The 8,484-nt window shown below is 70.2% G+C and carries 11 protein-coding genes; 3 read left to right on the forward strand and 8 right to left on the reverse strand.

What is annotated here, in order from left to right; translation table 11 throughout:
• The 5 genes from Q0M60_RS09875 to Q0M60_RS09895 form a co-directional block, all read right to left on the reverse strand.
• The coding region (locus tag Q0M60_RS09875) for a class I tRNA ligase family protein (RefSeq protein WP_296818785.1) at nucleotides 1-732 on the reverse strand (732 nt) is incomplete at its 3' end.
• 7 nt (nucleotides 733-739) lie between these two features.
• Nucleotides 740-1,195 carry a DUF3576 domain-containing protein gene (locus Q0M60_RS09880; protein ID WP_296818788.1) on the reverse strand — a complete coding sequence of 152 codons (456 nt, stop codon included), beginning with the start codon at nucleotides 1,193-1,195 and terminating at the stop codon, nucleotides 740-742.
• Nucleotides 1,196-1,364: 169 nt separating this feature from the next.
• Complete coding sequence (gene purD, locus Q0M60_RS09885) at nucleotides 1,365-2,645, reverse strand: phosphoribosylamine--glycine ligase (RefSeq protein ID WP_296818791.1); 1,281 nt, start codon at nucleotides 2,643-2,645, stop codon at nucleotides 1,365-1,367.
• Between the two features lie 50 nt (nucleotides 2,646-2,695).
• The gene (locus tag Q0M60_RS09890; protein ID WP_296818794.1) at nucleotides 2,696-2,830 is read right to left on the reverse strand and encodes a hypothetical protein; all 135 of its coding nucleotides are present in this window, start codon (nucleotides 2,828-2,830) and stop codon (nucleotides 2,696-2,698) included.
• A 3-nt stretch (nucleotides 2,831-2,833) separates the two neighbouring features.
• Nucleotides 2,834-3,028, reverse strand: coding sequence for a hypothetical protein (locus Q0M60_RS09895; protein WP_296818796.1), 195 nt, complete (start codon nucleotides 3,026-3,028; stop codon nucleotides 2,834-2,836).
• A gap of 120 nt (nucleotides 3,029-3,148) precedes the next feature.
• On the opposite strand from Q0M60_RS09895, the gene Q0M60_RS09900 reads away from it, so the two are divergent.
• The gene (locus Q0M60_RS09900) at nucleotides 3,149-3,412 is read left to right on the forward strand and encodes a hypothetical protein (protein ID WP_296818799.1); all 264 of its coding nucleotides are present in this window, start codon (nucleotides 3,149-3,151) and stop codon (nucleotides 3,410-3,412) included.
• A 52-nt stretch (nucleotides 3,413-3,464) separates the two neighbouring features.
• Here Q0M60_RS09900 and Q0M60_RS09905 read toward each other — a convergent pair whose 3' ends face one another.
• Together Q0M60_RS09905 and Q0M60_RS09910 are read right to left on the reverse strand one after the other, a co-directional pair.
• Nucleotides 3,465-4,802 carry a pilus assembly protein gene (locus Q0M60_RS09905; RefSeq protein WP_296818801.1) on the reverse strand — a complete coding sequence of 446 codons (1,338 nt, stop codon included), beginning with the start codon at nucleotides 4,800-4,802 and terminating at the stop codon, nucleotides 3,465-3,467.
• 136 nt (nucleotides 4,803-4,938) lie between these two features.
• Nucleotides 4,939-5,412, reverse strand: a complete 474-nt coding sequence (locus tag Q0M60_RS09910; protein ID WP_296818804.1) for a BA14K family protein — start codon at nucleotides 5,410-5,412, stop codon at nucleotides 4,939-4,941.
• Nucleotides 5,413-5,519: 107 nt separating this feature from the next.
• On the opposite strand from Q0M60_RS09910, the gene Q0M60_RS09915 reads away from it, so the two are divergent.
• Nucleotides 5,520-6,968, forward strand: a complete 1,449-nt coding sequence (locus tag Q0M60_RS09915) for an AMP nucleosidase (protein WP_296818807.1) — start codon at nucleotides 5,520-5,522, stop codon at nucleotides 6,966-6,968.
• Here the strand turns inward: Q0M60_RS09915 and gcvA are convergent.
• A complete protein-coding gene (gene gcvA, locus Q0M60_RS09920) occupies nucleotides 6,965-7,849 on the reverse strand; it encodes a transcriptional regulator GcvA (protein WP_296818811.1) in 885 nt (294 codons plus the stop codon). The genes Q0M60_RS09915 and gcvA overlap by 4 nt on opposite strands.
• Nucleotides 7,850-8,028: 179 nt before the next feature.
• Between gcvA and Q0M60_RS09925 the strand changes: the two genes are divergently transcribed.
• Nucleotides 8,029-8,421 carry a hypothetical protein gene (locus Q0M60_RS09925; RefSeq protein WP_296818814.1) on the forward strand — a complete coding sequence of 131 codons (393 nt, stop codon included), beginning with the start codon at nucleotides 8,029-8,031 and terminating at the stop codon, nucleotides 8,419-8,421.
• Nucleotides 8,422-8,484 lie beyond the last annotated feature (63 nt).

The raw sequence follows: 8,484 nt of genomic DNA on the forward strand, positions 1-8,484 counted from the left end.
GGCCGAGGCGGGCGGCGTTCCCGCCCAGGCCCAGGTCATCTGCAGGCCCTTGGACCGCCCGATCCAGTTCTCCTGCATCAGCCGGACCTTGTCGGGCCAGCGGCCTTCCAGCTCCTTCAGGCCCTCGATCAGCTCGTCGGCATAGTCGGTGATGCGCAGGAACCACTGGTTCAGCTTGCGTTTCTCGACCACCGCGCCCGAACGCCAGCCGCGCCCGTCGATGACCTGCTCGTTGGCCAGCACCGTGTTGTCGACGGGGTCCCAGTTGACCACGCCGTCCTTGCGGTAGACCAGGCCGCGTCGCCACAGCTCCAGGAACCAGGCCTGCTGCTTGCCGTAATAGGCCGGGTCGCAGGTCGCGATCTCGCGCGACCAGTCCAGCGACAGGCCCAGCAGCTTCAGCTGGTCGCGCATGTTGGCGATGTTCGACCAGGTCCAGTCGGCGGGATGCACGCCGCGCTCCATGGCGGCGTTCTCGGCCGGCATGCCGAAGGCGTCCCAGCCCATGGGGTGCAGGACCTCGAACCCCTTGGCGCGCTTGTAGCGGGCCACGACATCGCCCATCACATAGTTGCGGGCGTGGCCCATGTGGATGTTCCCGCTGGGATACGGAAACATTTCAAGGACATAGTATTTCGGACGGCCCGACGTGGCGTCGGCCCGGAAGACATTCGCGGACTCCCATTGGGCGCGGCGCCGGGGCTCCGCCGCCTTGGGATCGTATCGGGACATGGGGCCCTTACAGGTCTCCGGCGCCGGCCAGGCGGATCTGGCGGGCGCGGGTCAGGATGGCGTTCTCGAGGTCGGTCTCGGTCTGGGCCGACACCGGCGCCTCGACCCAGTCGCCGCCTTCGGCGCGGGTCTGGCGGTTGACCGTGACGTTCAGGGCGTCGGCGCGCAGCCGGGCGTCGAGAATGTAGACCGTGGCCTTGATCCGCTCGTTCGGCGCCTCGGGCGTCGAATACCAGCCGTAGTTGATAACGCCGCCCCACGGGTCGGCGGTCTCCAGCGGCAGGAAGGACAGGGTGTCGAGGGAGGCGCGCCACAGATAGCCGTTCACGCCGATCCCGGTCTCCGCACCCGCGGCCTCCGGGGCGTCCCGGCCCAGCACGCGACTGGCCGCGCCGCAGCCCGTGAGACCGGCCGCCAGACTTGCCGCCAGAACGGCGACGAGGACGCCGCGAGAGATAGCCATGGTTCGAAGTCTCCGCTTCCGTTGGTCCGCCGACAAGGCCCAGGGCCCGGCCGGATCAGGGGTTGAGCCCCAGGCGCGACCGCGACGCTCTATAGCACGCGCCCGCGCCGGTCTGACAAGCGGGAGAAACCGCGGCGGTTTCGAGGCGGAACCGACGATTCCGGCCCCCTCAGGCCCCTTCGCGGTCGAGCGCGCGCCAGCCGATGTCCGACCGGTGGAAACCGCCGGGCCAGTCGATCCTGCGCACGGCCTCATAGGCGCGCGCCCGGGCCTCGGCGATGTCGGCGCCCAGCGCGCAGACGTTCAGGACACGCCCGCCCGCCGCCGTCAGCTGACCGTCGGGCCGCCGGGCGGTGCCGGCATGGAAGACCTGGACGTGCGGTCCGAAGTCCTGCTCCGCCCCGCGGATGATCGAGCCTGGCAGGGGACTGTCCGGATAGCCCTTGGCGGCCAGCACCACGCAGATGGCCGTCTCCGCCTTGAACCGGGGCGGCGGCAGGCGGCTGACGTCGCCGCGTGCGCAGGCCAGCAGATAGGGCAGCAGATCGTCCTCGAGTCGCAGCATCAGGACCTGGCATTCCGGGTCGCCGAACCGCGCGTTGAATTCGACCACCTTGGGGCCCTGGCTCGTCGCCATCAGCCCGGCGTAGAGCACCCCGCGGTACGGCATGCCCTCCGCCGCCATGCCCGCGATAACCGGCTCGACGATGCGGGTCTGGGCCGCCTCAACCAGCTCGGGGTCAAAGACGGGCGCCGGCGAATAGGATCCCATGCCGCCGGTGTTCGGTCCCAGGTCGCCGTCGAAGGCCCGCTTGTGGTCCTGGCCGCCCCCGAACAGCACCGCATGGGTCCCGTCGCACAGTGCGAAGAGTGAGGCCTCCTCGCCCTCCATGAACTCCTCGATCACCACCCGCGCCCCGGCCTGGCCCAGCCGGCCGCCCAGCATCATCTCGATTTCCGCCAGCGCATCGCGCTTGTCGGGCGAAATCACCACGCCCTTGCCGGCCGCCAGGCCGTCGGCCTTGATCACATAAGGCGGCCTGAAGACATCGAGCGCCGCGCGCGCTTCGGCAACGGACTCATAGACGCCATAGGCCGCGGTCGGGATGTGATGCCGGTCGCAGAAGCCCTTGGCGAAGGCCTTGGAGGTCTCCAGCTGCGCCGCCTTCCTGGAGGCGCCGAAACAGGGAACGCCCACCTGCGCCAGACGGTCGGCCAGGCCCGCCTCCAGCGACGCCTCCGGGCCCACCACCACCAGGTCGGCCGCGATCTCGCGCGCCAGGGCGACCAGGTTCTCGACGTCGGTGACCTTGACCGGGCGCAGTTCGCCCAGCCGCTCCATGCCGGGATTGCCGGGCGCGATGACGAGCCGAGTGAGCAGCGGCGACTGACGCAGCTTCCACGCCAGGGCGTGTTCCCTGCCGCCCGATCCGACCAGAAGGATGTTCATGCGCCGCCATGACCCGCGGCGCCCGCGCGGTCAAGACGTGGACCGGCGCTTCAGGCCAGCACCGCCGAGGCGACATAGACGGCCGCCCCGAGCAGGGCGATCAGCCCCACGACCAGCCACGGACTGGCCGGCATGCGGCGGGCGCGACGGTCTGCCTCGGCCTCCCGGGGGTCGTCGCCGACCAAGCCTCAGAGCCCCGCCGCAGGAGCCAGCATCACCGCCGCGGTGGTCACGCCCGCCGCCAGCGCCGCGGCGGCGCCCGCCGCGAAGGCCAGCGCCATGCGCCCGCGCCGGCGATGGAAGGCCCCCGGCTTGAGCACGCGGATATAGACGTGAGGCCGACGGCCAAAGGCCTCCGAGCCGACGATTCGATGCTGGGACACGGTCCAACTCCCTCCAGCGCGATCACACGCCGCAAACCCAAGGGACCGGATGCGGCCACTTTGTGGCGAACCGGCGGATTTCGATGTTATGTCCGTAACTTGCTGATTCTGGAGCGTGTGGTGAAACGTCGCGGCTGTCTGATCTGGGGCGGAGCCGCGCTTTTTGGCCTGCCCACGCTGCTCGGCGTGGGCCTGCTGTCGGCGGCCTTCCTGTCGATCCGCAGCCCCGGCTCCGACCAAGGCGCCGACCCGGAATCCTGGGTGATCATCGGCGTGGCGGTGGTGCTGGGGAGCCTGGTGATGGCCGCGATCGGGGCGGGGCTGGGGTGGCTGGCCGCGAAGCTGCTTGGGAATCGTGCGGCCGGCAGCGAGGAGGGGCGCTAACGCTGCGATCGCGGCGCCGGTTCAGGCCGGGTGCTGTGCGGAATGTCGCCCCCTAGTCCGTCAGGCGGACATCACCCGAGGTGATCGTGGCGCCGATCTCCGAAAAAACGGCGCGTAGTTGCGGTCCGGACTCGGCGTCGTACTGGAACTCCGGCCGGGACGTGCAGCGGCGGTAGAGATCTCTCAGCGCGCCGCCCATGCGGTACGTCACCGCGAAGATGGTGATGCCTTCGGCGCGCATTCCCTCACAGGTGCGCAGCAGTTCGGCGTCGGCCTGGGCCTCTGTGAGAGGGTCGCCGGACTGGCTCGGGTGATTCCGGCCGTCTGTCATGATGATGACGATCTTGCCCGGGCTTTCGGCATAGGACAGGGGGAGCTCCGGGTCGCCCCATTCGCCTCGCCAGCGCGGAGACACGGCGCGCCAGCCCCAGGCCATGCCCTCCTGGGTCGATGTGCCGTGGCCCGCGCAGAGGTTATTCGTGACCTGCTGCAGTCGAGCTCGGGACCGGGTCAATCCTTGAGCCCGAGGCACCGGGCAGACAACTGGATCCCCGCCGAACAGGTTGAAGGGTTGCGAGGACGCGGGCGTGTCGTCCCACTGCGCGCTGCCCGTGCGCCGCGCGGCGCATAGGCGAGGCCGGGCCGCGGTGTAGCTAGTCTGCTTACACCGGTAATCCGTGGCCGTGTTCACACCGTCCACGCCGGCCAGCTGAAAGCCGTTGTTGGCGGGCACCTGGCCCGGCCTGAACCAGTCGTCGCCGTTATTGATCACGTTCACACGGCCCGAAAAGGGGATGATCGAGATCCAGATGTCCCGCGCCTCCGTGCGGTCGCCATAGATGACCTGCAGCAAGTCGGTGATCGAGTCCCGCAGATGCCCGATGTCGCCGCTCATCGAGCCGCTGACATCCACGACCACGGCCAGCTCCATGCCGCGCCCGCCCGAGCCATTTGCGGTCGCCGAGACCTGAAGGTCGATCGCATTCATGCCGATGATGCCGAGAATCACCGTCGGAAGGGCCCGATCAAGGGTGACCTGCACCCCGGACCCCGAAAAGTCTGCGGTCCAGGACGGAGGGTCGGAGGCTCCGTGTTCTCGCGCCCAGTTGGCGTCGACCATGGCGCCGATCCGGCGGCGGCGCTCGGTCTCCGATAGGTCGGCGTGGATGGCGCCCTCCAGCGCGGCCGCGTCGGCGATGTCCTGCATGTCCGACCGCATCGCAGTGGCGCGCGCAAAGTCGACGCCGCCGCCGACGGCCCCCGCGATCGGTATGAGCGCCAGGGCGAATATCAGATTGATGTTGCCCCGGCGGGCGCGGAAGAAGCCGTTGAGCCACGCGGCAGCGCGGTCGCCGGGATAATCCTTGATGAGCTTCGATCGCGCCCGCATGCCCCGGCCCGTCGGTCAGACCCCAAGCGGTAACGCTGTTCTGCTTAAGTAAAGGTAAAGTTTCGTCCGGTTGACGACATAACGCTTCGGCGTTCCGTCGCCGCTCCGGCAGTTCGCAATACAGCCGCAGCGCCCCTCACCCGCAGAAGCGGTAATGCCCCGAATAGCCCAGGTAATAGCCCGTATGGGGGTCGTAGGACCGGAAGCGGTGCTCGCACCAGTGGATGCGTTCCGGGTCGCGGTACGGCGTTGGCGGATGCGTCGGCCGCGGCTCGTGCGGCCAGCCATAGCCATGGCCGGAGCCGGACCCATGGCCGTAGCCGTAGCTCCGCTCGTATCCGCGATAGCCGCCGTCGTACCGGTCATGCCGGCCATAGCCGGCCCAGCGGTCGCGGCCCCAGTCCCGGCTCCAGTCGCGCCGCCATCCCTGGCGCAGATACTGCGTTCGCCACGCCGCGTCGCAGTCGTCGCGCCCCCGGTCCCAGTAGGCGTCGCAGCGGAAGTCACCGGGCACACCCAACTGGTCGCGCCAGGTCTGGGCCTCCGCCCGCTCCGGCGTCAGCAGGGCCGCCGCCCCCACCAGGGTCGCCGCCAGCATGATCTCGCGCATCGTCTCTCCCTCCGGGCCGTTAACCTTCTCCTGTTACGCGAAACGCAGCAAGCGCCGCGGGGCTCCCAGCTATCCAACCGCCACAGTTGGGCGATACACTTGCCCCGATGACAGAGATTGAAACCCCGCAAGAGGCCGTCGAGCGCCTCACCGAACTGTACGACGCCTCCATTTCCGCCCTGAAGGCGGACCTCGCGGCCTTCGTGATGGAGGGCGCCCGCCCAGACCCAGCCACCCGTGCTGAGGGCCGGTACGTCTATCCCGAGTTGAGGATCACCTGGTCGGGCGAGGTTCGCCCCGTCTCGACCACCCGCGCCTTCGGCCGGCTGTCGCGGCCCGGCTCCTACGCCTCCACCGTGACCCGGCCTGCCCTGTTCCGCGACTATCTGCTCGAACAGCTGACCTATCTTAAGGAGGACTACGGCGCCCGGTTCGAGGTCGGCCGCTCGCGCCAGGAAATCCCCTATCCCTACGTGCTGGACGGCCTGGACCAGGCGCCGGACCCCTCGGTCGGCCAGGCGCTGGCCCGCTGGTTCCCGATCACCGAGCTGGCCGCCATCGGCGACGAGACGGCCGACGGCTTCACCCTGGACCTCGCGCCCGACCGCCCGCTCAGCCTGTTCGACGGGCTGCGCACCGACTATTCGCTGGCGCGGCTGCGCCACTACACGGGCACGCCGCCCGAGGCGATCCAGTCCTGGATCCTCTTCACCAACTACCACCGCTACGTCGACGAGTTCGTGCGCTGGGCCTGCGCCCAGCTGGCCGATCCGACCAGCCCGTACGAGACCCTGGTCTGCGCCGGCGGGGTGACCATCACCCGTGACAACCCCGATCCCCAGCTGGCCATCGCCGACAGCGCCTGGCGCCGTCACCAGATGCCGGCCTACCACCTGACGGCTCCCGGCTGGAACGGCGTGTCCCTGGTCAACATCGGCGTCGGCCCGTCCAACGCCAAGAACATCTGCGACCACCTGGCGGTGACCCGCCCGCACGCCTGGCTGATGATCGGCCACTGCGGCGGCCTGCGCGACAGCCAGAAGATGGGCGACTACGTCCTGGCCCACGCCTATCTGCGCGACGACCACGTCATGGACGCGGTCCTCCCGCCGGACATCCCCATCCCCTCCATCGCCGAGGTCCAGCGCGCCCTCTACGACGCGACCAAGCGCATCTCGGGCATGCCGGGCGAGGAGGTGAAGATGCGCCTTCGCACCGGCACGGTGGTCACCACCGACGACCGCAACTGGGAGCTGCGCTATTCCAAGTCGGCCCTGCGCTTCAACCAGAGCCGGGCCGTCGCCGTGGACATGGAAAGCGCCACCATCGCGGCCCAGGGCTACCGCTTCCGCGTCCCCTACGGGACTCTGCTCTGCGTCTCGGACAAGCCCCTGCACGGCGAGATCACGCTGCCGGGCCAGGCCCCCCGCTGCTCCGAGGGCTCGCTCTCCGAGCACCTCCAGAGCGGCATCGCCGCCGTCGCCCTGCTCCGCGCCGAGGGCTCGGCGCTCCACTCCCGCAAACTGCGCGCTTTCGACGAGCCGCCGTTCCGCTAGGCGCCCCGCTCGCGGGCGAACTCCGCGCCCAGCCAGTCGCGGAAGCGCTGGATCACTGCCTGCTTCGGACTGTCCTCGCGCCAGACGATGAAATAGCCCCAGGGCTCCTGGCGCGCTTCGGGGAAGGGCCGGATCAGGCGGCCGGAGTCCAAGTCGTAGCCGGCCAGGCCGCTGCGGGCCAGCGCGGCGCCCAGCCCCGACACCGCCGCGTCCAGCAGCGCGCTGGAATCGTCGAAGACCACACCGCCGCGCGGTTCCTCGGCCTCGACGCCCGCCATCTGGAACCAGGCCTTCCAGGGCCGCCCCCGGTGGCGCAGCAGCGGCACGCGCAGCAGGTCCTGGGGCTCGCTCAGTCCATGCCGGCGCTGGAATTCCGGACTGCACACCGGAAACACCGTCTCGCGGAACAGCAGGTCCGCGCGCACTCCGGGCCATTCGCCCGGCCCGTAACGCAGGGCCAGGTCGACCCCGTCGGTGACGAAGTCGGCCAGCCGCTCCTCGGCGCGGATGTCGATCTCCAGGTCCGGATTGGCCTCGGTGAACCGGTGCAGCCGCGGGGCCAGCATGCGCTGGAAGAAGCCGCCGAGCGTCGACAGCACCAGGGTGTTGGGGGCCCCTTCCGCCTGCAGCCGGGCCACGCCGCTGGTCAGCAGGTCGCTCGCCTCGGCGACGGCGCGGGCCAGCCGGGCGGCCGCGGCGGTCGGGACCATCTCGTTGCCCTCCCGCCGGAACAGCTTGACCCCGTAGCGCTGCTCCAGCGCCCGGATCTGATGGCTGACCGCGCCGTGGGTGACGAACAGCTCGTCCGCCGCCCGGCTGTAGCTGCGCAGCCGCGCGGCCGCCTCGAGCGCGCGCAGGGCGGAGAAGGGCGGTAAGGCCAAGGTTTCGCCTCGATGTGAACCAGGCTCACAATAGTGTGGAGAAGTGATCGTTCGTCAACCAGCCTGTCTCGGCGCATCCTCCCGGCACGCCAAGGCGCTGCACGCTCCCTCACAGAGCGATACGGGGCTTCCGGCGTGAGTGCAGTTCACAAAAACAAGACGCCTCAGGAGATCGTCCCATGACCCGCCGCCAACCCCTCAACCTGCTGAACGCCTCGCTGATCATCACCGGCGGGGTGCTCGCCGCCGCGATCGCGACCTCGGCCTTCGCCCAGACCTCGCAGGCCCGCCTGACGGACGCCCAATACATCCGCGCTGCCGCCTGCGCCGCCTGGGAGCCGTCGGCCGGAACCGGCACGGCCGTCGCCGACCGCGTCGCCGCCGAGGCCCGTGGCCGCCAGGCCGCCGTGGTCAGCCGCGCCGAGGCCGCCGCCGACACCGCCGCCCGCCAGGCCCGCCGCGCCGCCGGTGATCGCCTGGCCGAACAGCAACTGAGCGCCCGCTTCGCCGCGGAATGCTCGGGCCTCGCCGCCCTCGCCCCCCAGGGCGGCCGGGTCGCCGCCGCGCACTGACACCCCACTGCGCGCGCGAAAAAGGGCCGGTCGGATCTCCTCCCCGACCGGCCCTTCGTCGTG

The organism is Brevundimonas sp. (assembly GCF_024711105.1).
In the GTDB taxonomy this organism is placed as follows: domain Bacteria; phylum Pseudomonadota; class Alphaproteobacteria; order Caulobacterales; family Caulobacteraceae; genus Brevundimonas.

What these genes read in the sequence shown, in the direction of transcription:
- purD (WP_296818791.1), bottom strand. Translation starts at nt 2,645, where the DNA reads ATGAACATCCTTCTGGTCGGATCGGGCGGCAGGGAACACGCCCTGGCG.
- Q0M60_RS09915 (WP_296818807.1), top strand. Translation starts at nt 5,520, where the DNA reads ATGACAGAGATTGAAACCCCGCAAGAGGCCGTCGAGCGCCTCACCGAA.
- Q0M60_RS09910 (WP_296818804.1), bottom strand. Translation starts at nt 5,412, where the DNA reads ATGCGCGAGATCATGCTGGCGGCGACCCTGGTGGGGGCGGCGGCCCTG.
- Q0M60_RS09925 (WP_296818814.1), top strand. Translation starts at nt 8,029, where the DNA reads ATGACCCGCCGCCAACCCCTCAACCTGCTGAACGCCTCGCTGATCATC.
- Q0M60_RS09905 (WP_296818801.1), bottom strand. Translation starts at nt 4,802, where the DNA reads ATGCGGGCGCGATCGAAGCTCATCAAGGATTATCCCGGCGACCGCGCT.
- Q0M60_RS09880 (WP_296818788.1), bottom strand. Translation starts at nt 1,195, where the DNA reads ATGGCTATCTCTCGCGGCGTCCTCGTCGCCGTTCTGGCGGCAAGTCTG.